Source organism: Acrocarpospora corrugata (assembly GCF_009687845.1).
Taxonomy (GTDB): domain Bacteria; phylum Actinomycetota; class Actinomycetes; order Streptosporangiales; family Streptosporangiaceae; genus Acrocarpospora; species Acrocarpospora corrugata.
Window position 1 is genome coordinate 33860 of sequence record NZ_BLAD01000087.1, and the last position, 21703, is coordinate 55562.

The following is a 21703-nucleotide window of genomic DNA, read 5'->3' on the forward strand; positions in this document are numbered from 1 at the left end:
TCTCTTCCGGTATGTGCGTCAGGGCGATGGGGGCGGGGGTGGGGTCAGAGGATTTGGCGGCCGGTGAGTTGTTGGGCGTGCATGACGATGAAGTGGTCGCGGTCGCCTGGGGCCCAGGAGGTGAGGGGGAGGGCGGTGAGGCGTTGGAGTTCTTCGAATTCGGTGACGGCGCGGGCGCGGCCGACAGCGGTGACGGACCAGCCGGTGCGGGTTCGGGGGTCGAAATCGTCGATTTCGAAGGCGACCACGGTGTTGCGGGTGGCGGCGGCCAGTTTGGAGCCGGTGGCGGTGCGGATGACGATGTCCTGGCCGACCAGCAGATAGTTGACGGGCTGCACGGCCGGGAGGGCGCGGTCGGTGAAGACGATCCGGCCGATGGGGGCGCGGGTCAGCAGGTGCAGGCACTCGGCGGGCGAGAGCACGCGCAGGCCGGCTGAATCGACCTCACCGTCGTCGTCGGAAGCTTTCGGCGGCTCGCGGGTTCCCGAAGGGAGATCGTGCCACCGAAGAGAAGTCATGTCGTGTGGAAATGGAGTCATGATCACTCAGGCCGTTCCGCTTTGATCCGGGCCACCATGGCGGCCGCTTGGGTGCGGCGCTTCATGTCGAGCTTGCCGAGCAGGTTGGACACGTAGTTCTTCACCGTCTTCTCGGCCAGGAAGAGCCGCTCACCGATCTGCCGGTTCGTCAGTCCCTCACCGATCAGGTCGAGGACCAGCCGTTCCTGTTCGGACAGCGCGGCCAGCGGATCCTGGCGCATGGACTGATCACGCAGCCGCTGCAACATCGCGGCCGTGGTCTGCGGATCCATCAGCGAATGCCCGCCCGCCACCGTGCGCACCGCCCCGACCAGGTCGGAGCCGTGGATCTGCTTGAGCACGTAACCCGAAGCACCGGCCATGACCGCGTCGAACAGCGCGTCGTCATCCGCATATGACGTCAACATCAGACAGGCCAGCTCGGGAATCCTGGACCGCACCTCACGGCACACGTCCACCCCGTTGCCGTCCGGCAGGCGCACGTCCAGCACCGCGACGTCAGGCTTCATCGCGGCGATCCGGGTGATCGCCGATTCGGCCGTTCCCGCCTCTCCGGCGATCTCGATGTCGTCCTCGGCGTCGAGCAGCGCCGCCACACCGCGCCGGACGACCTCATGATCGTCGACCAGGAACACTTGAATCATGCCTACGAACCTAGGCGAGCGTTCCGGCCCGGAGTAGGGACCAAGGTCCCACGACCTGGCCTTATCTCGGGCTTTACCTTCGCGGCCGTCCGTCAGCAGCGCCTTGTGTGGTCATGACGGGACTGGGGGTGTGGCGGGTTCGTGGAGGTCGCAGCCGACGGCGCCCTTGGCGAAGTCGAAGATGAGTTCCAGGGCCTCGTGCTGGGTCATGCTGGCGCCGGTGACGACGTGGAAGCCGTAGATGTCCTCAAGGCCGACGAAGTTTCTGGCGATGGAGAGTGCGGAGCAGCTGAGGGTGAAGACGCCGAGTGCCGCGCCGGTGGTGATCACGGATTCGTAGATCGAGACCTGGCTGTCGTTGTGGCTTTTCCAGGAGATCTGGTAGATCGGGTTGCGGCGGATCAGGCCGGTGAACTCGTTGAGCAGGCAGAGGAGCTCGTCGTCGGGGCCGGTGGCGACGCCGCGCTCGATCAGAGCACGTAGCCTGGCGACCGGGTCTTCGATGGTCCGGACGAGTTCCCAGCGCGAGTGCGCGAACCGGGCGATCACGTCCGCCTGCACTTGGCGGAGCAGTTCGTCGATCGTCGGGAAGTAGTACGTGACCGAGCCGGGAGACATGCTCGCGGCCTGGGCGATGTCACGGACACCGACCGACTCCAGGCCGCGCTTGAGTATGGCCTTGCGGGCGGCCTCCAGCAGGTGCTTCCGCCGGGCGGCCTGATCCTTCTTCCGTGACATGTGTGCTGCGCCGTCGCCGCGACCTTGATGGCCACCGGGTGCGCGGAGCGCGCCGGGCAGCCGGGCCCGTCCGGGGCCGCCGCGGCCTCCCCGCCGGCGACGCCCGGGTTCCTCGCGGTGGCCGATCCGGTCGCGGCGGCGGGTGGCGCGGTCCCCCTGCAGGTGGCGGCGGACAACGCGGCCGCGGCGGGGCTGGACCCGCAGCTGTCGGCGGCGGCGGCCGCCTGGAACCTGATGAGCTTCGTCTACCAGCCGCTGGTCACCGTGGGGCCGGACTACACGATCGAGCCGCTGCTGGCCGAGAAGTGGGAGAACCCGGACCCGACCACCTACGTCTTCACGCTCCGCTCCGGCGTCTCCTTCTCCAACGGCCGCGCGATGACCGCCGACGACGTGGTCGGCAGCATGCGGCGGCTGCTGGCCGGCCAGTCCGTCTGGGCCGGTCAGCTGGGGCCGGTCGAGTCGGTGGAGAAGACGGCGGACAACCAGGTGACGTTCAAGCTGAAGTCGCCGTACACGCCGCTGCTGGGGGCGCTCGCGAACATCAACGCGTCGATCCTGCCGATGAAGGAGATCGACGACAAGTCGGTCAACGTCGCCAAGGAGATGCTGGGCACCGGGCCGTTCGTGGTGGGTGAGCACCGGCAGACCAGCGCGTACGGCAGGCCGTCAACATCGCCATCGACCGCGAGCAGATCGCGAAGGTGGCCACCGGCGGCCAGAGCAAGGCCACCGGCGTCACCCCGCAGGGCCTGCCCGACGCCTGCGACCCGGCCAAACTGCCGTCCGCGACCGCCGGCCTGGAGAAGGCGAAGGCGCTGCTCAAGGAGGCGGGCGCGGAAAACCTCACCTTCACCATGTCGACGTACACCACGGACCCGGTGCTTGGGCAGATCGCCCAGATCATGCAGCGGATCGGCGTCAACATGAAGATCGAGCTGACCGACGAGGGCACCTGGGCCAACCGGGTGTATGTGGAGAGCCCGCCCAACTTCGAGGCTTCGATGACGTGGTTCGCCGGCTACGTGGACGGCGCGATGGTTTCGAAGTGGTGGAACCCGGACACCTCGCTCTGGAACAAGGCCTTCATGAAGACCGACCCCGAGCTGAACGCCCTGATCGACAAGGCGGCCGGGGATCTGCCCGGCCCGGCCAGGGCGGCGACGTTCCAGCAGCTGTGCGACCGCGCCGACACGAACGCGGAGATGATCCCGCTCGCGACCAGGCCGCAGTACCTGGCCTACCGGTTGGACACGCTGAGCCCGAGCATCGTGGCGAGTGAGGGCTACGGCAACCCGTACCGGATGGTTTCGGCCTTCCGTGAGCTGGGACGATGACCTGAGATGCGACTGCTCGCGTGGTCGGCCGCCCGTCTGCTCAGCGCGGCGGTGACGCTGCTCGGCGTCTCGGTTCTCATCTTCGGCGCGATGCGGGCGATGCCGGGTGGTTTCGCCGCGATCGTGCTCGGGCCGCTCGCCTCACCGGAGCAGCGCGCCGAGCTCACCGCGAGGTTCGGGCTGAACGATCCGGTTCTGGTGCAGTACGGCCACTGGATCCAGACGGCGTTCGGCGGTGATTTCGGCCGTTCGCTGGTCAGCAACGAGCCGGTCACCGCCGAACTGGGGTCGCGGCTGCCGGTGACCCTGCAACTGACGCTGATGGCGGCGATCCCGGGCGTGCTGATCGGCGCGGCCCTGGGTGTGCTGATCGCGGTCCGGTGCCGCAGCCGGGGCGGCGCCCTGGGCCGGATCGCCAGCGCGCTCGGCGTGAACCTGCCGGAGTATGTGGTCGGCGGCATCGCCGTGTACTTCTTCTCCCGCTACTACCTCGGCCTCACCGTCGGCGGATATGTGCCGTTCGGGGAGGATCCGGTCACCAATCTGGCCGCGATGGTGCTGCCTGCGGGGGTGCTGGCCGTGTTCGTGGTGTCGGCGACCGCGCGGACCACCCGGGACGCCGTGCTGAACGTGCTGCACGAGCCGTACATCACGACGGCGGTGTCGCGGGGCCAGTCGCCGTGGTCGATCATCCGGCGGCATGTGCTGCGGAACGCGGCGATTCCGGTGCTGGTGGTGGCTTCGACGGTGACCGCGTACCTGCTGGGCGGGGCCGTGATCGTCGAGTATCTGTTCAATCCGCCCGGAGTGGGGTCCTACGTGGTTCAGGCCATCACCCGCCGTGACTACGCCGTGGTCCAGGCCGGGGTGCTGCTCGCGGCGGCGCTCTTCATTCTCACGAACATGGTCGTGGACCTGCTCGTGGGGGCGATCGATCCTCGGCTCGGGGTCTCCTCGAAGGGCGGCCGCGGATGAGGCGGCTCGACGCGATCGCGCGGGCCGGGCTGATCTTCCTGGTGGCGCTGGTGGTGCTCGTCGTGGTGGCCCGGCTGACCGGGCTCGGCGGCGACCCGGAGAAGATCGTCGGGCCTCGGCTGGCGCCGCCGGGTCCGCAGTGGTGGTTCGGCACGGACAGTCTCGGCCGGTCCATGCTGCCCCGGGTGCTGCAGGGCACGGGCACGTCGCTGCTGCTGTCGGCGGTGGCCGTGCCGGCCACCGCGGTGGTGGCGACCGCGCTCGGCGTGCTGGCCGGGTATCGGGGCGGCTGGCTGAACGAGCTTGTGATGCGCGTCGTCGACGTCCTGTACTCGTTCCCGGCGATCATCCTTGCGATCCTGGTCGCCGCGCTGGTGCGGCTGGCGCAGAGCCGCCCGGCCGACCAGGCGACCCTGCGCGGTCAGCTCGAACGGGTGCGGCTGTCCGACCCGGAACGGATCATGCGGGCGTTCCCGCATCAGCTGTCCGGCGGGATGGCGCAGCGGGTCGGGATCGCGATGGCGATGGCCGCCAGGCCCCGGCTGCTGGTGGCGGACGAGCCCACGGCCGCGCTGGACAGCCAGGTCCGCCAGGACGTGCTGGACACTGTGTTCGCGCTGGCCGCCGAGGGGCCGGGATCCTGCTGCTCACCCACGACCTGTCGGCCGTGTCCCGCCGCTGCGCGCGGATGGCCGTCATGTACGGCGGGCGCGTGGTCGAGGACGGTCCCACCGATTCGGTGCTGGGGGCTCCGCTGCATCCGTACACGGCGGCGCTGGCGAGTTCTGTGCCGGGCAACACGGTTCGGGGCGCGCGGCTGGAGTCGATTCCGGGCCGGCCGCCGGTGCTGACCGCGGCAGCGTCCGGGTGCGCGTTCGCGGACCGGTGTTCCTTCGCGGTGGATCGATGCCGGAACGAACGGCCGGCCCCGACCAGGATCGACGGCCGCACGGTGCTCTGCCATCGGGCGGCGGAAGTGGGAGCGAACGCATGACGGAGCCCCTGCTCGAACTGGATGACGTGACGGTGCGATTCCGTACCGGTCGGCGGTCCGGCGGCACACGCACGACGCGATGCGGCACGTCTCCCTGCTGGTACGGCCCGGCGAGACGCTCGGCTTGGTCGGCGAGTCCGGCTCGGGCAAGACCACGACCGGGATGACCGCGCTCGGCCTGCGCCGCCCCACCAGCGGGCGGGTCCGGTTCGGCGGCGTGCCGTTCGACCGGCGGCTGCTGACCGGCCGCCTGCAGGCGGTTCTGCAACATCCGCAGTGGTCGCTGAACCCCAGGATGCGGATCGCGCAGAGCGTCTCGGAACCACTGGACGTGCTCGGCCGGGCCGGCAAGCGGAGACGGCGGATCGGGTGTCGAGCCTGCTCGCAGACGTCGGCCTCGACCCCAGCCTGGCCCGGCGTTACCCGCACGAACTGTCCGGCGGGCAGCGGCAGCGCGTCTCGATCGCGCGGGCGCTGATCACCCTGCCCGAGTTCATCGTCTTCGACGAGCCGGTCAGCGCGCTCGACGTCTCCGTCCAGGCGCAGATCCTGAACCTGGTCCGCGACCTGCAAGCCCAGTTCGGATTCGGCGCGCTGTTCATCTCGCACGATCTGGCGGCCGTGCGGTACGTCGCCACCCGGATCGCGGTGATGTGCGACGGCGAGGTCGTGGAGACCGCCGACACCGAAGTTTTCTACACCCATCCCCAGCACGAATATTCACGACGGCTACTGGAGGCATTGCGACCACCCGCTCCCACCTCGCGCCCGTTTCCCGGTTCGCCCGGGGCGTCATCGGCAACCGGGATCTGCGCCTGGTGCCGCAGGCGAGTCCCGGCGCGCGTACGGTCCCTTTCGATTTTCCGGGGGTGACGGTGGGGACCGCCGAGTATGCCGAAGGGCCGACCGGGTGCACGGTGGTTCATGTTCCGGTGGGCGCGCGTACGTTCATGGACGCGCGCGGCGGCGCGGTTGGGATGAGCGGGGCCTATGACCGCAACCACGCGATCTGCCTGACCGGCGGCTCGGTGTACGGATTGTCGGCCGTGGCCGGGGTCAGCGCCGAGTTGCTGGAACGGCAGGAGAACTGCACCCGCTGGGACGTGCTCCAGCGCGTGTCGGGGGCGGTCATCTACGACTACTCGGCCCGCGACAACGCGATCACGCCGGACGAGGAACTGGGCCGGGCCGCGCTGCGGCACGCCCGCGCCGACCGGATCGCGGTCGGCCGGGCGGGGGCCGGGATCGGGGCCACCGTCGGGAAGGTCGACAATGCCCGCGCCGAGTTCGCCGGCCAGGGCGCGGCCTTCCGGCAGTACGGCGAGGTCAAGATGCTCTTCCTGACGGTACTCAACGCCGTCGGCGTGATCGTCGACGGCGTTGAGTACCGTCGGCGTGATCGTCGACCGGTCGGGCGGCGTCGTGCGCGGCAACCTGCGGGCCGAGTCGCTGGAACGGCGTCATCCCGTCACCGACTACGAGGACGGGATCCGCGGCGCGAGCCACGCCCCCGTGCACGGCAACACGACGATCAGCGTGCTGGTCACCAATGTGAAGCTGTCGGACTATTCGCTGCGGCAGCTGGGGTTGCAGGTGCACAGTTCGATGCATCGCGGCATCCAGCCGTTCCACACCGAGAGCGACGGCGACACCCTGTTCACGCTCACCACCGACGAAGTCGACCTGACCGGGGTCAATACGACGGGACTGGGCACGCTGGCGTCGGACACCGCCTGGGATGCCATTCTGGCTGCCCTCGACTAGCGACTAACGTTCGTGGCATCCGACCTCAATCCGACCGATCTCGATGGGATCCTGCTATGACCGGCCATGATTTCTTCGCGCAACCGAATCTGCGCCGCCCCGCGGTGAGTCTCGACCAGGTGCGGGTGGTGGCCGCGAAGCTGTTCGGGGTGGAAGGCCCGATCGAGGAGCTGGGCAGTAATCAGGATCGGAACTACCTGGTTGATTCGCGGTTCCTGCTGAAGGTCGCGAATCCGGTGTTCTCCGATCTGGAGCTGGACGCGCAGGATCGGGCGTTGCTGCGGTTGGCGGAGGCCGTGCCGGAAATGCGGGTGCCGCAGCCCCAGTTGAGCCGGGACGGGGAGTATGTCGCGCGGTTCGACGCGGATGGGGTTGAACTGCGGGCGCGGTTGCTGACTTTCGTGCCCGGGTTTCCGCTGTTCGATTCGCGGCATCTCGCGCCGGTGGTGGTCGGGCGGCTGGGGGAGCTGGCGGGCCGGGTGGTGGCGGGGCTGGCGGATTTCCAGCATCCGGGATTGGAGAGGCTCAGCCAGTGGGATCTGCGGAACGCCCGGCGGGTCTGCGAGGCCCTGGCCGGATTCATAGCCGACGCCGGGCGGGCCGCCGCGGTACGCGACGCGGTCGCGATGGCGTGTGACCGGCTGGACGCGCTCACGCCCGAGTTGCGCGTGCAGGCCATTCACGGTGACGTCACCGACGACAACGTCGTGTGTGAGCGCGAGGCCAATGGTCGGCCCGTCCTGACCGGGCTCATTGATTTCGGCGATCTGGGCTGCGGCTGGATCGTCGGCGAACTGGCCACGACCTGCGCCGCGATTCTGCACCACGAGCCGGAACGTCCACTCGCGATCCTGCCCGCGGTCCGGGCCTTTCACCGCCTCGTGCCGCTCACCGACGCCGAGATCGAGGCGCTCTGGCCCGCGATCATCGCCCGCACCGCCGTCCTGGTGGTCAGCGGTGAATATCAGGAGCGCATCGACCCCGACAACGAATACGCCACCCAGCGAACCGACTATGAATGGCACTCATTTGAGGCCGCCTTCAGCCTCCCCGCCGAAGTGGGCCACGCCGCCATTCGCGACGCTCTCGCCAAGCCCCGGCCGGTTCCCGCGATCAGCTTGGGCCGCCTTCTCCCCGCGCTCGACGAACCCGATGTTCTCGACCTGACCGCCCAGAGCGAAACACTCCAGGACGGAAACTGGCTGGATCCCGAATGGCGAATCGCGAGCGACTCGACCGTCATTCTCCGGTACGGCGAGGCGCGCCTGACGAGAACGGCGATCCACAGCGACCGCGCCCCCGAAACCGTCGCACTCGGCGTAGAGATCTTCTGCCCACCCGGAACCCCGGTGACGGCTCCCTTCGCGGGAGTCGTTCGATCCGACTCGGTTTTCTCGGGCGACGACGCTGACCTGCATCTTCAAGGCGTCACCTTCACTCGGTCCCCGGGCGAACGCCTCGAAGCGGGGGACCTTCTGGGCGAAGTGGCTCCGCTTCCTGATCTCGCGATGGGACGGCTTTTCGTCCAACTCTGTACCGTCAAAGGCTCGACGCCACCCGCCTTCGTGACACCCGAGACGGCATCCGCGTGGATGAGCGTCTGCCCCGACCCTTCGCCACTGATCGGCCTGGACTGCGCCGCCCCCGCCGAACCGACCAGCGCCGACGTGCTCGGCCTGCGCCGGCAGGCGCTCGCGGAGGTTCAGGAGAACTACTACGAGGACCCGCCCAGAATCGAGCGCGGCTGGCGCCAGCACCTCACCGACCTCAATGGCCGGACATATCTCGACATGGTGAACAACGTGGCCGCTGTCGGCCACGCACACCCCCGCCTCAACGCCGCCGTCAGCCGCCAATGGAACCTGCTCAACACGAACTCCCGATTCAACTACCGCGCCATCGCCGAGTTTTCGAAACGTCTGGCAGACCTGCTCCCCGACCCGCTGGACACCGTTTTCCTGGTGAACAGCGGATCCGAAGCCGTGGACCTGGCCCTCCGCCTGGCTCAGACCTTCACCCAGCGCGAGGACGTTGTCTGTGTGGCCGAGGCATATCACGGCTGGACGATCGGCTCGGACGCCATCTCCACCTCGACCGCCGACAATCCCCACGCCCTCACGACGCGACCCTCCTGGGTCCACCCGGTCCTGGCCCCCAACATGTTCCGAGGCCAATTCCGCGGCCCCGACGCCGCCGCCCGCTACATCGAGAACGCCCGCCAGGCAATCGAAACCGGCCGCCCGCCCGCCGCGTTCATCTGCGAACCCTTCTACGGAAACGCCGGCGGGGTCCCCCTCCCCGACGGCTACCTCCCGGCCGTCTACGAAACCGTCCGCGCCGCCGGCGGCCTGTGCGTCGCCGACGAAGTCCAGGTCGGGTACGGCCGCCTCGGCCACCACTTCTGGGGTTTCGAGCAGCAACACGTGACCCCCGACATCGTCACCATCGCCAAAGCCATGGGCAACGGCCACCCCCTCGGCGCGGTGATCACCCGCCGCGATATCGCGGAAACGTTCTCCCGGAACGGCTATTTCTTCTCCTCCGCAGGCGGCAGCCCCGTCAGCTGCACCGTCGGAACAACCGTTCTCGACATCATCGCCGACGAGAACCTTCAGCAGAACGCCGCCACGATCGGCGACCATCTCCGCCGCCGCGTCGAACAACTCGCCCAGGACCACCCCATGATCGGCGCCGTCCACGGAATGGGCCTCTACATGGGCGTAGAACTCGTCCGCGACCCCCACACCCTTGCTCCGGCCCCCGACGAAACCGCCGCCATCTGCGAGCGAATGCTGGACCTGGGAGTAATAGTCCAGCCCACCGGCGACCTCCTGAACGTCCTCAAAATCAAACCCCCCATGTGCCTGACCATCGAAAGCGCCGACTTCTTCGCCGACATGCTGGCCCGGACACTCCGCGACGGCTGGTGACCAGCGGACCCTGCTCCCGGCGAGGCGCGGCCTCCGGAAAACAAGTCGCCGTCAGCGGACCTGCTCACGACACAGGTCGGCCAGGGTCATCAGCGAGCCCCCGCTCCCTGCGAAGCGGCGGCTTCCGGTCGTAGGTCGGCCAGGGTCATGAGACGCGCCGGCGGCTCCGACAGGATCAGCTGGCGGCTGATCGCGAGGTTCGCGCCCGCGTGGATGAGTTCGCCGGGTTTGAGGAGTTCCCAGTTCGGGTTGTCGTCCATTGGCTCGCTGGCGACCACCACGCACGGGATGGAGGCCATGTCGGTGCATCTCACCCGGATTCGCCCGCCGGTGCCCTGGTGGTCGAGGTGCCGGTTCATGGGGTCGCGGTCCAGCAGGTACAGCTGGTGGGTGTCGGGGTAGCGCAGGGCCCACAGACCGGTCGGCGTGATCAGGACGATGTTGAGCGCGTACAGCGGGAGTTCGGCGGCGATCCACTGGACCGCGCTGGTGATGCCGGCGCTCACGTTGCCGCCGTGGGCCCGGATCTCCCGGGTGATCAGGGCGAACACCCGTTCCGAGTCGGTGTCGCCGGCCACCATGGCGAGATCGGGGCCGAGGTGCTCGTCGAGCAGATCCAATCCCTCGACCACGCCGTTGTGCGCGAACAGGCGGCCTTCCTGCTCGAAGGGGTGGGTGTTGCGGTCGGCCAGCCCGCCGGTCGAGGCGTACCGGACGTGCGCGATGAACGTGGTCGACTCGGCGTCCCGGGCCGCCGTGGCGAACTTCCGATCCTCATAGGCGGCGATGGGCGCTTTGTAGATCATCGGGGTGCCGTCGGCGTCGTAGTAGCCCAGGCCGGCTCCGTCCGGCTCGCGATAGCTCTGCGCGTACAGGCTGTCCGGCGCGTCCAGGAGCCAGAAGGTGGCCCGGGTCCGGCACGGCGCTCCACTCATCCCGAACAGACGGCACATGCAGATTCCCCCCGATGACTGATCCCCCCACCGGACGTACCCAGCTTTCGCATTCAGCCGCCTTTTTGTGCGAACTAACCTTAATTTAGTCGTGATCCGGGCCATATTCGCCGGAGTATTGACTGGTATTGCCGCGACACTGATACTCGGGTCACTGCAAGAGAGCGTTCTCACGAGCGGAAGAGTGCTATGTCGCCCCCAGACTCGACGTCGTCCCAGCGCGTGGCGAACCGCGCCCGCGTGGTGCGCGCGTTGCGGGAGCGAGGGGCGCAGAGCCGTCGCGAGCTGACCGAGATCGGGCTGTCCCGGTCGACGGTGAAGAGCGTCGTGGAGGAGCTCATCGACGCGGGCACCGTCACCGAATACCCGGACACGAAGGCGGCCAGGGGCACCGGGCGTCCGCCCATGCTGGTCGGCCTCAAGGGCGACCTCGGGGTGGCGGTCGGCGTCGAGATCGCCAACGGGGTCGTCCGGGTGGCCGTCTGCGACACGGCGCAGCAGTTGCTGGCGCACGACTCCGTACCCACCGATGATCACACCCCGCCGCAGGGGACGCTCAAGACGGTGGGGGCGCTGATCGACCGGATGCTGGACCGGCTCGACCTGGCCAGGTCGCAGGTGATCGGGGTCGGGATCGCGGTGCCGGGGCCGATCCAGCGGCGTACCGGACTGAACGGGCGGGCCACCACCCTCAAACCGTGGGTGAACGTCAACGCGCACGTGGCGGCGGCGGAGGCGTTGCGGATGCCGCTGCTGGTCGACAACGACGCCAACTTCGGGGCGCTGGCCGAGCTGACCTGGGGCGCGGCCCGGGGACTGCGGGACGTTGCCTACGTCTACACCGCCTCCGGCATCGGCGTCGGCTTCATACTCAACGGCGCGCTGTACGTCGGCGCCAACGGCACCGCCGGAGAACTCGGCCACACCACCATCGACGAGAACGGAGAGGTCTGCGAATGCGGCGGACGGGGCTGCCTCAACACCCTCGCCAACGCCGACTCCATCTCCCAGAAACTGTGGCGCAGCTACGGCGACCGCCTGTCCATCGCGGACGTGATCAAGATGGCCCAGCTGGGTGACGTCGGTTGCCGCCGCGTCATCGCCGACGCGGGCCGGCACATCGGCCTGGCCGCCGCCAACATGTACAACCTGCTCGACCCCGAGCTGATCATCCTGGGCGGCAATCTCGCCCCCGCGGGCGACATCCTGCTCGGGCCGCTCCGGGAGTCCATGGCCAGGCGTGCGATCCACGCCGGTGAGGTGCTCCCGCCCTTCGTCGTCGGCGAGCTCAACGAGAACGTGGTCGTGGTGCTCGGCGCGGCGGCCGCGGTGCTGCGGGACGCCGACGCGTTCCCCCTGCCCAGCCGGAACAGCCAGCACAGCACAACGGTCAGAGCCCGAAGGCCCTGACCGTTTCGCCGCACGCGAGTGCGGGTCGCACGGTTCGACCGCGGTTGCCGCCGCAGCCGGACCAGTTACGCCACGGGGTGGGCCCGTGGCGGCGATACAAGGTGGAGCAACCATGAATCTACATCGGTATGGGCGGCTGCTCGTCGCCGCCCTCGCGCTGTCAATCGCGGCGGCGTGCGGTTCCCCGGCGTCCGAGGCCCCGGCCGCGCAGCCCTCCGGCAGCGCCCCCGCCGCGAAGCTGAAGATCGCCCTCTCCAACTCCTTCATCGGCAACCAGTGGCGGGTGGAGATGGAGAACGTCTTCAAGGCCGCCTGCGCGATGCCGCCGTACGTCGACCAGGTGGAGTGCAGCGTCTACAACGCGGGCAACGACGTCTCGACGCAGTCCCGGCAGATCTCCAACCTGATCTCGCAGGGCGTGGACGGCATCGTCGTCAACGCGGCCTCCACCAGCGGCCTCAACGGCGTGGTCCAGCAGGCCTGTGACCGCGGCATCGTGGTCGTGTCGTTCGACAACACGGTGGACGCGGCCTGCGGGCTGACCGTCAACACCGACCAGGTCAAGTTCGGCCAGCAGCTGGCGCAGTTCCTGGTGGACCAGCTGAAGGGCCAGGGCAAGGTCATCATGGTGACCGGCGTGGCCGGGACGGGGGCCGACAACGACCGGAACAAGGGCGCGAAGGAGGTCTTCGCGGCCAATCCCGGGATCGAGATCGTCGCCACGTACAGCGGGATGTGGGATTCGGCGACCGCGCAGCGGGCGACGTCCGGGCAGCTGCCCGGCCTGCCGAAGGTCGACGGGGTGTGGGTGTCCGGCGGGACCGACGGCGTGATCAAGGCGTTCAGCGCGGCCAAGCGGCCGATGCCGGTGTTCGCGGGCGAGGCCGAGAACGGGTTCCGCAAGTACATGGCGGGCATTCTTGAGCCGAAGGTCAACGGCATGTCGATCGGGCAGCCGCCGTTCCTGTCGGTGATCGCGCTCGAACTCGCCCGTGGGGTGATCAAGAACGAGCACCCGAAGGAGAGCGTGACCATCCCGTTCCCGGTGGTGACGTCGGACTCGCTGGTGCCGGGGGAGACGGTCTTCCCCGACCTGCCGGACAGCTTCTTCGCCGACTTCACCGACTCGGGGCCGAACGCCACCGTGATCCTGTGCCAGCAGGGGGCGACGGACGGCACCCCCTGTCCGGGTAAGACGCTAGACGTCAACTTCGGCACCCGATGAGACCGATGGTCACCGAGACACCGCCCGAGACGGAGGTGCTCGCGGTCCGGGCGTCCGGCGTGCACCGCGCCTTCGGCGGCGTCCTGGCCCTCCGGGACGCGTCGTTCGCGGCGCGTCCCGGCGAGATCCACGCCCTGGCCGGGGAGAACGGCGCGGGCAAGAGCACCCTGATCAAGGTTCTGTGCGGGCTGATCAGCGCCGACCGGGGCACGGTCGAGATCTTCGGCCAGCAGGTACGGCGGGTGGTCGAACCGGCCGCCCGCCGCCGCCTCGGCGTCGCCACCGCCTTTCAGGAGCTGTCCCTGATTCCGGATCTGACCGTGGCGGAGAACCTGCTGCTTCAGGATCCGCCCCGGGGACGGCTCGGGCTGGTACGGCGCGGCCGGCTGGCTCCGACGGCGGACGCGATCCTTCAGCGGTACGGCGTCGACTACATCGACAGCCGCACCACCACCGCCGACCTGTCGGTGGCGCAGCGGCAGATCGTCGAGCTGGTCCGGGTGCTCGCGCAGGAACCGCGCGTGGTCATCCTGGACGAGCCGACGGCCGCGCTGCCAGACAGGCAGGTCGAGTGGCTGGCCGGCCACATGCGCCGCCTGCGGGACGCGGGGTGCTGCGTGATCTTCACTTCGCACCGCTGGCGGGAGATCGAGCAGCTGGCGGATCGGGTCACGGTCTTCCGGAACGGGACGCATGTGGCGACCCGGGATGAGATGTCGGAGTCCGAGGCGGTCACGCTGATGAGCGGACGGACCCTTGAGGGGACATATCCGGATGTGGCCGCGCTGCCGGTCGGCGAGACCGTGCTCAGGGTCGACCAGCTCGCCGGCGGCCGGCTGCGTGGCGTCTCGTTCGACCTGCGCCGAGGCGAGATCCTCGGCGTCGGCGGGCTCGCCGGGCAGGGGCAGCGGGAGCTGTTCCTGACCCTGTTCGGGGCCCGCCGGGCCGCGTCGGGCACGCTCAGCGTGGGCGGAACGCCGGTAACCGTCCGCCGCCCGAAGGACGCGATCCGGGCGGGGCTCGGCATCGCGTACGTGCCGGAGGACCGCAAAGCGGAAGGGCTCTTCCTGCCCCTGTCGATCCGGGACAACATCGCCCTGGCCACGCTGTCCCGGCGGTCGGCGGGCGGGTTCGTCCGGCGGCGCGGCGAGAGGGCGGCCGTCGCCTCGATCGCCGAGCAGCTGCGCATCGGGGGCGGGCGGGCGACCAGCCAGGCCGTGGCCACGCTGTCGGGCGGCAACCAGCAGAAGGTCGTGATGGCGCGCTGGCTGCTCACCGACGCCCGCATCCTGCTGCTGTTCGACGTGACCCGCGGCGTGGACGCGGCCACCAAACACGACATGTACCAGCTGGTCGCGGACCTGGCCGCGCAGGGGAAGGCGATCCTGTTCTACTCCAGCGAGACCGAGGAGATCGCGAACCTGTGCCATCGGGTGCTCGTCCTGCGGGAAGGCCGGGTCTCGGCCGAGCTGGCAGGGCCGGTGGGGGACGCGGACCGGATCGTGGCCGCGTCCCTGAAGGAGGAGTCCGATGCGTGATCGGCTCGGGTACGTCGTGCTGGTGGCCACCATCGCCGCCTACCTGGTCGTCTACTCCTCCAGCCTCGGGCGGCTGCCGACCTCGTTCGACTATCTGTCCATCCTCAACACGATGTTGCCGCTGGTGTTCGTGGCGATCGGGCAGAGCCTGGTCGTGCTCACCGGGGGGATCGACCTCTCGGTCGGCGGGATCGTCAGTCTCTGCGTGGCCGTCACGGCGACGATCGTGACGGGGGACGGGCTGGCGCCGTTCGGCTGGGTGCTGGTGGTCCTGGTGCTGGGCGCGGCGTGCGGTGCGGTGAACGGGGTGATCGTCTCGGCTGGGCGGATCGCACCGATTCTGACCACGCTCGCGACGTTGTCGATCTTCACTGGGCTGGCGCTCTGGGTGCTGCCGGTGCCGGGCGGGTCGATTCCGCCGGTGGTGCGGAACGTGCTCTCCAATCCGAACGTGCCCACCGGGCTGATCTGGCTGGGGGTGGCGATCGGCGGGTGGCTGGTGCTGCGGCGGACCCGGTTCGGGATGCGGGTCTACGCGGTCGGGAGCGACGAGACCAGTGCGCGGGCGGTCGGCGTGCCGGCGGCGCGGGTCAAACTCGGCGTCTACGCCCTGTCCGGGCTGTGCAGCGGGCTGGCGGCGGTGTTCTACGTGTCCACCACCACGGCGGGAGACGCCAACGCGGGCGCGCCGTTCATCCTGACCTCGATCGCCTCGGTCGTCGTAGGCGGTGTCGCCTTCAGCGGCGGGCGGGGGAGCGCGCTCGGGGCGGTCGCGGGCGCGGTGGCGCTGACCCTGGTGATCGACGTGCTGTTCTTCGCGGGGATCGATCCGCTCTACCAGTCCCTGTTCCAGGGGCTGTTCCTGGTCGTCGCGGTCCTGCTCGGGACCGTGGCCACGCTGGTGACCCGCCGACGGAGGGCAGTGACGTGAACGGAGAGATTCTCCGGCGGTTCGACACGATCACGCCGGGCGCTCGGCGCGTGCTCTACGCGTACGCGGTGGCGGCTTCGGTGCTGCTGCTCGGGGCCGTCCTGAATCCGGGTTTCGCGTCCTGGACGAGTCTGCGGGCGGTGCTGGTCGTGGCCGCGTTCACCGGGTTCGTGGCGGCGGGGCAGATGCTGGTGGTCCTGGTGGGCGGGATCGACCTGTCGATTCCGTGGGTGCTCAACGGCGCGGCGATCGTGCTGACGACCACCAGTCTGGGGCAGTCCGTGCGGCTGCCGTACGCGCTGGCGCTGGCGCTCGGGGTCGGCGCGCTGGCCGGGTTCGCCAACGGGATGGGGGTCGCCTGGCTGGGCGTGCCCGCCGTGGTGATGACGCTCGGCATGAACGGCGTGCTGCAAGGGCTGTCGCTCGGGTTGTCGAAGGGGCTGACCTGCGCGTCCTGCGGCTCGTACGCGCCGCAGCCGCTGCGCGACCTGTTCGTCGGCGGGGTGGCCGGGGTGCCGGCCGCGCTGCTGGTGTGGATCGGGGTGGCGCTGCTCATGACCGTGCTGCTCACCCTCACCACGTTCGGGCGGCGGGTGTACGCGGTGGGCGTCAACTCGCGGGCGGCCTTCCTGTCCGGGGTCGGCGTGCGCGGCGTGACCGTGGCCCTCTACACGCTCAGCGGCGTCTTCGCGGCGTTGGCCGGGATCATGCTGGTTGGGTACGGCGGGCAGCCCTCGCTGGGGCTGGGCGATCCGTACCTGTTCGAGTCGATCGCGGCCGTCGTCGTCGGCGGGGTGTCCATCCTCGGTGGCCGGGGGCACTACCTCGGCGTCGTCGCCGGTTCGCTCACTCTGGTCGCCGTCACCACCTTCCTCCAGGCCCAGCGGGTGCCCGAATACGGCCGCCTCATGATCTACGGCCTGGTGATCCTGGTCATCCTCTTCGCGTACGGACGGGACAAGTCTCATGACTGACATCGACGTCTTCGGCGACGTCACCTGCGAGCTCGGCGAGAGCGCCCTGTGGGACGGCAGCCGTTTCCACTGGGTCGACATCACCGGCCGGCGCGTGTACGCGAAGGACTGGCCGGACGGCGACACGCTGGCGCTGTCCACTCCGGACCCGGTCGGCAGCGTCGCCCTCCGGGCCGGCGGCGGGCTCGTCGCGGCGTTCCGGCACACGATCGCCTTCTGCGACCTGGACCGGGGCAGCATCGAGATCGCCGGCGAGGTCGAGCCCGGCCGGCCGGGCAACCGCCTCAACGACGGCGCGGTCGATCCCTCCGGGCGGTTCTGGGTGGGGTCGATGGACCTGTCCGAATCCGAGCCGACCGGATCGTTCTACCGGATCGATCCAGACCTCACGGTCACCACCGCCTTCAACGGGATCATCTGCTCCAACGGCCCGGCCTGGAGCCCGGACGGGCGGACGATGTACCACGTCGACTCGACCCGGCGGGTGATCAAGGCGTACCCGCTCGACCCTTCGACCGGGGAACTCGGCCCCGGCCGGGTCTTCGCCTCGGACGAAGGGCAGGACTGGTTTCCCGACGGGGTGACGGTCGACGCCGACGGGTTCATCTGGAACTGCAAATGGGACGGTTCCCGCATTGTCCGCTACGCCCCCGACGGAACCATCGACCGCGTCCTGATGGTCCCCGTGCCACGCCCGACCCGATGCGCGTTCGTCGGCCCCGACCTGACCACCCTCGCGGTCACCACCGCGCGCATCGGCCTGACCGAGGCCGCCGTGGCCGACGCTCCGCTGTCCGGGCGGGTGCTCCTGCTGGATCCCGGCGCGCGCGGACTGCCGACACCCGCGTTCGGCGGCTGAACCCTCTCCGGCAAGCTGTACCGAGTACAGCTGTAGCCGCGAAAAGGGACTGATCATATGTGTCACAGCACGGACAGCCGCCCGCCCGCTCCGCCCGTCGTGGGCGAGGTGGCCTCACACGGCACGACCGAGCTGGTTTCCGGGGACGGCACGAGGGTGCTCGCCTATCGTGCCGAACCGGTTACCCCCAACGGGCGTTCCGTGGTCATCCTGCCCGACATCCGGGGGCTCCACCCGTACTACCGGGACCTGGCCGTCCGGTTCGCCGAGGCCGGGTTCCGGGTGATCGCCATCGACTACTTCGGCCGTACCGCCGGGGACGACGACGACCGGGGCGAAGCCTTCGACTGGCAGTCGAAGATCGGTGAGGTGACGCCGGAGCAGGTCCGCCTCGACGTCGCCGCCGCCGCGAAGGAGCTGCCAGGCCCGGTGTTCACGGTCGGGTTCTGCTTCGGCGGCTCGCAGTCGTGGTGGCTCGGCGCGAACGGCAACGGGCTCGCCGGAGCGATCGGCTTCTACGGCGCGATCCGCCGGATCGGCGACCTTCCGGACACGCCGGGCGCCCCGATCCTGCTCCTGCGCGGCGGCGCCGACACCGCCTCCACGGACGAGGAGTTCGAAACTTTCACGGCCACGCTCGACCGGGCGGGCACCGAAAATGAGACCCACATCTACCCGGGCGCGCCGCATTCCTTCTTCGATCGATCGTTCGCCGAATGGTCGGACGCCTGCGCCGACGCCTGGCGGCAGATCCTGTCCTTCACCGAACGCCACGCGCCGCCGCGCTAGCCGCGCATAGATGGCGCATGGACCGTGCCCAACGCTGAACCGTGCCACGCCCTCCGCCGTAGCTGCTGGCGAGGGGCTGTCGAGATTCTCGATCAACGGAGTGGTCATGAAGATGCGATGCGAGTCGGCGGGGTCCAGCGTTGCCTAGATCGCTTGAGGTGCTCACCACCGAGCTGGCCATCGGGGGGATGACCTGCGCCGCCTGCGCGTCCAGGATCGAGCGCAGCCTGCGCCGGTTCCACGGCGTGTCGGTGACGGTCAACTACGCGACCGAGCAGGCCACCGTCACCCACCCGGCCGCCATCGACCCCGCCACCCTGGTGGCGGAGGTCGAACGGGCCGGCTACACGGCCGAACTACGCCAGGCGATCCGCTCGGAAGAGCCCCTGCGGGCCCTGGAGGAGCGCCTGATCATCGCCGCCAGCTGCGCGGCCGGCGTGATCGCGCCCACGCTGATCCCGGCTCTGTGGGCGCCCGGCTGGGAGTGGATCTCGCTGGCGCTCACCATCCCCATCGTCGGGTATGGCGGCTGGCCGTTCCACCGCGCCGCCTGGCTCGGCGTCCGCCGGGGCGTGATCACCATGGACGCCCTGGTGTCGCTGGGCACCCTGCTCGCCTTCGGCTGGTCGCTGGCCCAGCTGCTGTCGCCGCACGACCCCGCCCGGCCGCTCGGCTACTTCGAGATCGCCGCCGGGCTCACCGTCGCCCTCCTCACCGGCCGCTACCTGGAGGCCAGAGCCAAACGCCGAGCCGGTACGGCCCTGCGTTCCCTGCTCCAGCTCGGCGCCCACGAGGTCACCCTGCTCCGCAACGGCCGCGAGGTGCACGCCTCCGCCGAACGCCTGACCGTGGGCGACGCCTTCCTGGTCCGCCCCGGCGAGAAGATCGCCACCGACGGCGTCGTCATCGAAGGCTGCTCCGCCGTCGACGCCAGCCTGCTCACCGGGGAATCCGTGCTGGTCGAGGTGAGCGCGGGCGACCCGGTGGCCGGCGCGACCGTGAACGCGGGCGGGCGGCTGGTGGTCCGGGCGGCCCGGGTCGGCCTCGACACCCGGCTCGCCCAGATCACCCGCCTGGTCGAGACCGCCCAATCCGGAAAAGTCGCAATACAGCGCCTGGCGGAGCGGCTGTCGGCGGTTTTCGTCCCCACCGTCCTCGCGGTCGCCGTCGCCACCCTGCTGATCTGGTTCGCCCTGGGCGCGCCCGCCTCCGACGCCATCGGCGCCGCCATCGCGGTCCTGATCGTGGTGTCCCCGCGCGCGCTCGGCCTGGCCACCCCGACCGCCCTGCTCACCGGCACCGGCCGGGGCGCGCAACTCGGCATCCTGGTCAAGGACGCGGAGACGTTGGAGCGTACCCGCAAGATCGACACGATCGTGCTGAACAAGACCGGCACGGTGACCGAAGGGCGGATGCGGCTGGTCACCGTGGTCGCCGCGGAAGGCGAAACCCGGGACGAGATCCTCGCCCTGGCCGGCGCGGTGGAACGCGCGTCCGACCATCCCATCGCGCGGGCCATCGACGAAGCCGGTAACTCGGCCTTACCGGTCGACGAGTTCGCCGCGCTGCCCGGTCTCGGCGTCGAAGGGTGGGTGGCCGGGAAGTGGGTGCTGGTCGGGCGGCGGGAGCTCGTGGTGCAGCGGTGGGGGGAACTGCCGCGGCAGCTGGAGGAGGCGCTGGGCGAGACCGCAGGCACCGCGGTCGTGGTGGCGTGGGACGGGATAGCGCGCGGGGTGCTGGTGGTCGCCGATGTGGTGAAACCGACGTCGGCGCAGGCCGTACGGGAGCTGAAGGCGCTGGGGCTGGCGCCGTTCCTGCTGACCGGGGATCGGGCGCCGGTGGCGGAGGCGGTGGCGGCCGAGGTCGGGGTGGAGACGGTGGTGGCCGGGCTGCTGCCGGAGGGGAAGGTCCAGGCGATCCGGGAGCTCCAGCGGCAGGGGCGGGTCGTCGCCATGGTCGGCGACGGGGTCAACGACGCGGCGGCGCTCGCTCAGGCGGACCTCGGGATCGCGATGGGGAAGGCCACCGATCCGGCCATCGAGGCGTCGGATCTGACGTTGGTCCGCCGTGACCTGCGGGTCGCCGCCGACGCGATCCGGCTGTCCAGGCGGACGCTGGCGACCATCAGGGGGAACCTTTTCTGGGCGTTCGCGTACAACCTGGTGGCTCTGCCGCTGGCCGCTGCCGGTGTGCTCGACCCCATGCTCGCGGGTGTGGCGATGGCGCTGTCCAGCGTTCTGGTGGTGGGCAACAGTCTGCGGTTGAGGCGGTTCCGCTAGTTCATCCAGTGCCACATCCCGATGCGTACGGGCACGCCGAGGGACGCGTGCACCAGGGGAGGGCCGACCGGGGAGGGGAGACCGGCCGCCCGGAGAACGGTTTCGTCGAGATTCAGGAGATCGGCCCGATTGAGCGGCCAAGGGGGATGTTCGACCGTCGCCGCGGCGAGCCGCCCGGCGACCAGATTGAAGAGCTGATACCGAGCCGTCAGGAAATGGGCCAGTTCATCAGGGGAGTCGAGCTGGGGGCCCACCCGGACGTCCAGATTGGCACGTGCGCCCGAGCGTCGGCGCTGACTGCGATAGGTCCAGCGCGTGGCCGCACAACTGACGGACATATCCGACCAGAAATAGGGAAGGCGGAATCCCGCCCGCCCACCGAGCACCGCGGGAAGCCGGGCGGCGTCCAAAGAGAAGAACCAGACACCGGAACGACCGGCGGCGTCCGTGACATAAGTACGGACATTCGTCTCCGGGAAACGCGATATCCAGGGCAAAGGAGGAGTGCCAGCTACACGAACCCCTTTCATGAGAAAAGGGACCAAACCCACCCAAGCACTGCCATCGAACGTTTCGACGGCAAGCTCCGCCGGCAGCAGACCGGCGACGGATTCAACCGGAAAACGCCAGTGCACGAAGGTCAGCTCGGACCAGCGCTGGTGCATGACCGGCCTGGTCGCGGTGGGAGAAGCTGGGGCTCGCATGACGTGCTCCTACCCGGCGACAACCGATGCACCGATATGAGGATGTTCGTGGATTAGTCCAAAATGATGCGCGTCTGTTACCTCAGCCGCCACAATAGCCACCGGAAACCAAGGATCGGT

20 protein-coding genes and 3 pseudogenes are annotated in these 21703 nt (G+C 69.6%); 17 read left to right on the forward strand and 6 right to left on the reverse strand.

The features are described 5' to 3' along the window. Positions 1 to 44: 44 nt before the first annotated feature. The 3 genes from Acor_RS33945 to Acor_RS33955 form a co-directional block, all read right to left on the reverse strand. Positions 45 to 518 carry a pyridoxamine 5'-phosphate oxidase family protein gene (locus Acor_RS33945; protein WP_155340867.1) on the reverse strand — a complete coding sequence of 158 codons (474 nt, stop codon included), beginning with the start codon at positions 516 to 518 and terminating at the stop codon, positions 45 to 47. Between the two features lie 23 nt (positions 519 to 541). Further along, positions 542 to 1183: a response regulator gene (locus tag Acor_RS33950; protein WP_155340868.1), complete on the reverse strand. Its 642-nt coding sequence runs from the start codon at positions 1181 to 1183 to the stop codon at positions 542 to 544. A 111-nt stretch (positions 1184 to 1294) separates the two neighbouring features. After that, entirely contained in the window at positions 1295 to 1921 is a 627-nt protein-coding gene (locus tag Acor_RS33955; protein ID WP_155340869.1) for a TetR/AcrR family transcriptional regulator, read from the reverse strand. Between the two features lie 234 nt (positions 1922 to 2155). Between Acor_RS33955 and Acor_RS44950 the strand changes: the two are divergent. From Acor_RS44950 to Acor_RS46500, 7 genes and pseudogenes are all read left to right on the forward strand, one after another. Then, positions 2156 to 2505: pseudogene (locus Acor_RS44950) on the forward strand (ABC transporter substrate-binding protein); the annotation flags it as partial. A 120-nt stretch (positions 2506 to 2625) separates the two neighbouring features. After that, positions 2626 to 3258 carry an ABC transporter substrate-binding protein gene (locus tag Acor_RS33965; protein WP_246239498.1) on the forward strand — a complete coding sequence of 211 codons (633 nt, stop codon included), beginning with the start codon at positions 2626 to 2628 and terminating at the stop codon, positions 3256 to 3258. A gap of 6 nt (positions 3259 to 3264) precedes the next feature. After that, positions 3265 to 4233: an ABC transporter permease gene (locus tag Acor_RS33970; RefSeq protein WP_155340872.1), complete on the forward strand. Its 969-nt coding sequence runs from the start codon at positions 3265 to 3267 to the stop codon at positions 4231 to 4233. After that, entirely contained in the window at positions 4230 to 5084 is an 855-nt protein-coding gene (locus Acor_RS42465; protein ID WP_170317216.1) for an ATP-binding cassette domain-containing protein, read from the forward strand. Before Acor_RS33970 ends, Acor_RS42465 begins: the two co-directional genes overlap by 4 nt. After that, positions 4973 to 5227, forward strand: a complete 255-nt coding sequence (locus tag Acor_RS46495) for an oligopeptide/dipeptide ABC transporter ATP-binding protein (protein ID WP_170317217.1) — start codon at positions 4973 to 4975, stop codon at positions 5225 to 5227. The genes Acor_RS42465 and Acor_RS46495 overlap by 112 nt, the downstream gene beginning before the upstream one ends. Positions 5228 to 5306: 79 nt before the next feature. Next, a pseudogene (locus Acor_RS46055) lies at positions 5307 to 6100 on the forward strand (ABC transporter ATP-binding protein). A gap of 44 nt (positions 6101 to 6144) precedes the next feature. Continuing rightward, positions 6145 to 6432: pseudogene (locus tag Acor_RS46500) on the forward strand (6-aminohexanoate hydrolase); the annotation flags it as partial. Here the strand turns inward: Acor_RS46500 and Acor_RS45700 are convergent. Further along, on the reverse strand, positions 6366 to 6581 hold the full coding sequence (locus tag Acor_RS45700) for a hypothetical protein (RefSeq protein ID WP_170317207.1): 216 nt from the start codon (positions 6579 to 6581) through the stop codon (positions 6366 to 6368). The pseudogene Acor_RS46500 and the gene Acor_RS45700 overlap by 67 nt on opposite strands. A 26-nt stretch (positions 6582 to 6607) precedes the next feature. On the opposite strand from Acor_RS45700, the gene Acor_RS45705 reads away from it, so the two are divergent. Together Acor_RS45705 and Acor_RS33995 are read left to right on the forward strand one after the other, a co-directional pair. After that, entirely contained in the window at positions 6608 to 6991 is a 384-nt protein-coding gene (locus Acor_RS45705; protein WP_170317208.1) for a P1 family peptidase, read from the forward strand. Between the two features lie 56 nt (positions 6992 to 7047). Then, a complete protein-coding gene (locus Acor_RS33995; protein WP_155340874.1) occupies positions 7048 to 9921 on the forward strand; it encodes an aminotransferase in 2874 nt (957 codons plus the stop codon). Positions 9922 to 10010: 89 nt separating this feature from the next. Here Acor_RS33995 and Acor_RS34000 read toward each other — a convergent pair whose 3' ends face one another. Then, positions 10011 to 10874 (reverse strand): class II glutamine amidotransferase, encoded by an 864-nt coding sequence (locus Acor_RS34000; protein WP_155340875.1) that lies wholly within the window; start codon positions 10872 to 10874, stop codon positions 10011 to 10013. Between the two features lie 189 nt (positions 10875 to 11063). Here Acor_RS34000 and Acor_RS34005 point away from each other — a divergent pair, with 189 nt between their 5' ends. The 8 genes from Acor_RS34005 to Acor_RS34040 all read left to right on the forward strand — a co-directional run bounded on the left by Acor_RS34005 (position 11064) and on the right by Acor_RS34040 (position 20879). Then, positions 11064 to 12284 carry an ROK family transcriptional regulator gene (locus tag Acor_RS34005; RefSeq protein ID WP_155340876.1) on the forward strand — a complete coding sequence of 407 codons (1221 nt, stop codon included), beginning with the start codon at positions 11064 to 11066 and terminating at the stop codon, positions 12282 to 12284. A gap of 112 nt (positions 12285 to 12396) precedes the next feature. Continuing rightward, on the forward strand, positions 12397 to 13509 hold the full coding sequence (locus Acor_RS34010) for a sugar ABC transporter substrate-binding protein (RefSeq protein ID WP_155340877.1): 1113 nt from the start codon (positions 12397 to 12399) through the stop codon (positions 13507 to 13509). A gap of 5 nt (positions 13510 to 13514) precedes the next feature. Then, positions 13515 to 15047, forward strand: a complete 1533-nt coding sequence (locus Acor_RS34015; RefSeq protein WP_155340878.1) for a sugar ABC transporter ATP-binding protein — start codon at positions 13515 to 13517, stop codon at positions 15045 to 15047. Continuing rightward, positions 15040 to 15978 (forward strand): ABC transporter permease, encoded by a 939-nt coding sequence (locus Acor_RS34020; RefSeq protein WP_155340879.1) that lies wholly within the window; start codon positions 15040 to 15042, stop codon positions 15976 to 15978. The genes Acor_RS34015 and Acor_RS34020 overlap by 8 nt, the downstream gene beginning before the upstream one ends. Further along, positions 15975 to 16952, forward strand: coding sequence for an ABC transporter permease (locus tag Acor_RS34025; RefSeq protein WP_218034646.1), 978 nt, complete (start codon positions 15975 to 15977; stop codon positions 16950 to 16952). Before Acor_RS34020 ends, Acor_RS34025 begins: the two co-directional genes overlap by 4 nt. Beyond that, entirely contained in the window at positions 16945 to 17811 is an 867-nt protein-coding gene (locus tag Acor_RS34030; RefSeq protein ID WP_155340880.1) for an SMP-30/gluconolactonase/LRE family protein, read from the forward strand. The genes Acor_RS34025 and Acor_RS34030 overlap by 8 nt, the downstream gene beginning before the upstream one ends. Positions 17812 to 17868: 57 nt before the next feature. Further along, positions 17869 to 18600: a dienelactone hydrolase family protein gene (locus Acor_RS34035; RefSeq protein ID WP_155340881.1), complete on the forward strand. Its 732-nt coding sequence runs from the start codon at positions 17869 to 17871 to the stop codon at positions 18598 to 18600. Between the two features lie 140 nt (positions 18601 to 18740). After that, positions 18741 to 20879 carry a heavy metal translocating P-type ATPase gene (locus Acor_RS34040; protein WP_281353290.1) on the forward strand — a complete coding sequence of 713 codons (2139 nt, stop codon included), beginning with the start codon at positions 18741 to 18743 and terminating at the stop codon, positions 20877 to 20879. On the opposite strand, the gene Acor_RS34045 is transcribed toward Acor_RS34040, so the two are convergent. Next, a complete protein-coding gene (locus tag Acor_RS34045; protein ID WP_218034647.1) occupies positions 20876 to 21544 on the reverse strand; it encodes a YqjF family protein in 669 nt (222 codons plus the stop codon). The two genes, Acor_RS34040 and Acor_RS34045, sit on opposite strands and share 4 nt — an antisense overlap. Between the last annotated feature and the right edge of the window lie 159 nt (positions 21545 to 21703).

What these genes read in the sequence shown, in the direction of transcription:
- Acor_RS33970 (WP_155340872.1), top strand. Translation starts at nt 3,265, where the DNA reads ATGCGACTGCTCGCGTGGTCGGCCGCCCGTCTGCTCAGCGCGGCGGTG.
- Acor_RS34000 (WP_155340875.1), bottom strand. Translation starts at nt 10,874, where the DNA reads ATGTGCCGTCTGTTCGGGATGAGTGGAGCGCCGTGCCGGACCCGGGCC.
- Acor_RS33950 (WP_155340868.1), bottom strand. Translation starts at nt 1,183, where the DNA reads ATGATTCAAGTGTTCCTGGTCGACGATCATGAGGTCGTCCGGCGCGGT.
- Acor_RS34035 (WP_155340881.1), top strand. Translation starts at nt 17,869, where the DNA reads ATGTGTCACAGCACGGACAGCCGCCCGCCCGCTCCGCCCGTCGTGGGC.
- Acor_RS34030 (WP_155340880.1), top strand. Translation starts at nt 16,945, where the DNA reads ATGACTGACATCGACGTCTTCGGCGACGTCACCTGCGAGCTCGGCGAG.
- Acor_RS33955 (WP_155340869.1), bottom strand. Translation starts at nt 1,921, where the DNA reads ATGTCACGGAAGAAGGATCAGGCCGCCCGGCGGAAGCACCTGCTGGAG.
- Acor_RS34015 (WP_155340878.1), top strand. Translation starts at nt 13,515, where the DNA reads ATGGTCACCGAGACACCGCCCGAGACGGAGGTGCTCGCGGTCCGGGCG.
- Acor_RS34020 (WP_155340879.1), top strand. Translation starts at nt 15,040, where the DNA reads ATGCGTGATCGGCTCGGGTACGTCGTGCTGGTGGCCACCATCGCCGCC.
- Acor_RS33995 (WP_155340874.1), top strand. Translation starts at nt 7,048, where the DNA reads ATGACCGGCCATGATTTCTTCGCGCAACCGAATCTGCGCCGCCCCGCG.
- Acor_RS33945 (WP_155340867.1), bottom strand. Translation starts at nt 518, where the DNA reads ATGACTTCTCTTCGGTGGCACGATCTCCCTTCGGGAACCCGCGAGCCG.
- Acor_RS34010 (WP_155340877.1), top strand. Translation starts at nt 12,397, where the DNA reads ATGAATCTACATCGGTATGGGCGGCTGCTCGTCGCCGCCCTCGCGCTG.
- Acor_RS34005 (WP_155340876.1), top strand. Translation starts at nt 11,064, where the DNA reads ATGTCGCCCCCAGACTCGACGTCGTCCCAGCGCGTGGCGAACCGCGCC.
- Acor_RS34045 (WP_218034647.1), bottom strand. Translation starts at nt 21,544, where the DNA reads ATGCACCAGCGCTGGTCCGAGCTGACCTTCGTGCACTGGCGTTTTCCG.
- Acor_RS42465 (WP_170317216.1), top strand. Translation starts at nt 4,230, where the DNA reads ATGAGGCGGCTCGACGCGATCGCGCGGGCCGGGCTGATCTTCCTGGTG.